General features: G+C 44.3%; 2 protein-coding genes. Both read left to right on the top strand.

Annotated elements, in window-relative coordinates; translation table 11 throughout:
* The coding region (locus tag A3766_RS30615) for a hypothetical protein (protein ID WP_068642012.1) at window positions 1-607 on the top strand (607 nt) is incomplete at its 5' end.
* Window positions 600-974 (top strand): general secretion pathway protein GspB, encoded by a 375-nt coding sequence (locus A3766_RS07130; protein ID WP_068511623.1) that lies wholly within the window; start codon window positions 600-602, stop codon window positions 972-974. The genes A3766_RS30615 and A3766_RS07130, both read left to right, overlap by 8 nt.
* The last annotated feature ends 25 nt before the right edge of the window (window positions 975-999 follow it).

Raw genomic sequence — 999 nt, 5'->3', positions numbered from 1 at the left:
GATCATTGCTTTTATTTGGCTGCAGACAGGCTTCGCTGATTATGAAAAAAAGCACAAAGCTAACTTAGCCAACAAAGCATCGTTGACACAAGAAACTGTTGAGCAAAGTAATCGGCTCAGTGAGCTGACTTCAGCTTTGGCTCACGACCCGAATGCAGCACTAAGGCAAGAGCAAGAACAATTAAAAGAGCGCCTGCAGGGCTTACGTTTAAAGATAGGGCAGCGTATGAGTAACCTGGTTGCGCCTGAAGATATGGCAAACCTTATGAAAAAGGTCTTATCTGACTACAAAGGCTTGAGCTTGCTAAGTGCCAAAAATCTACCGGTAGAGCCCTTGAACGTGAGTTTGGGGAGTACCACAGACGAATCAGATAAGACTAATGATAGCGCCATTTCTGCAGAGCCTCAGGCGGTTATATTTACGCATGGCTTTGAAATGGAATTGCGAGGAACTTATTTCCAGACGGTTGAATATTTACAGCAATTAGAAAGCTTGAGCGGCTTTTACTGGAGAATGCTGAGTTATAAAGTTGATCGGTACCCTAATGCGACGATAAAAGTTCAGCTCAGTACTCTGAGCCTGGAAGAGGACTGGATCGGTGTTTAAAACTACAATTTACAAGAGCTCTTTAGTATTAGTGTTTGGCTTATGCTTAAGCGCTTCATTGTCGCTGTCCGCCAAACAAACTTATAGTTTGCCTGGCGGTGAGGTCTTGTCTGACCCAACAGCGCCGTATGGGGAAAAGAGAAAGGCTGCCGCGAAAACCAAGCGCCGTATGCCGAACTTCTCTCTCAACTATATAATGAGCGCAGGGGATAACCGCCGAGCAATGATCAATGGCAAAAAAGTGTATGAAGGAGACTTTGTTTCCGGTGCGAAAGTAAGAAGAATTTCGTCGGAGTCTGTCTCGTTGGTGTATGACGGAAGAGAAGTCGTTTTGCACCTCAATAAAATCAAACAAATTCGAAAATAACTTTAAGCGGGCCTAAGCTAAGGTT

The organism is Oleiphilus sp. HI0132, assembly GCF_001635845.1.
This window is presented reverse-complemented; position numbering and strand designations above follow the sequence as displayed.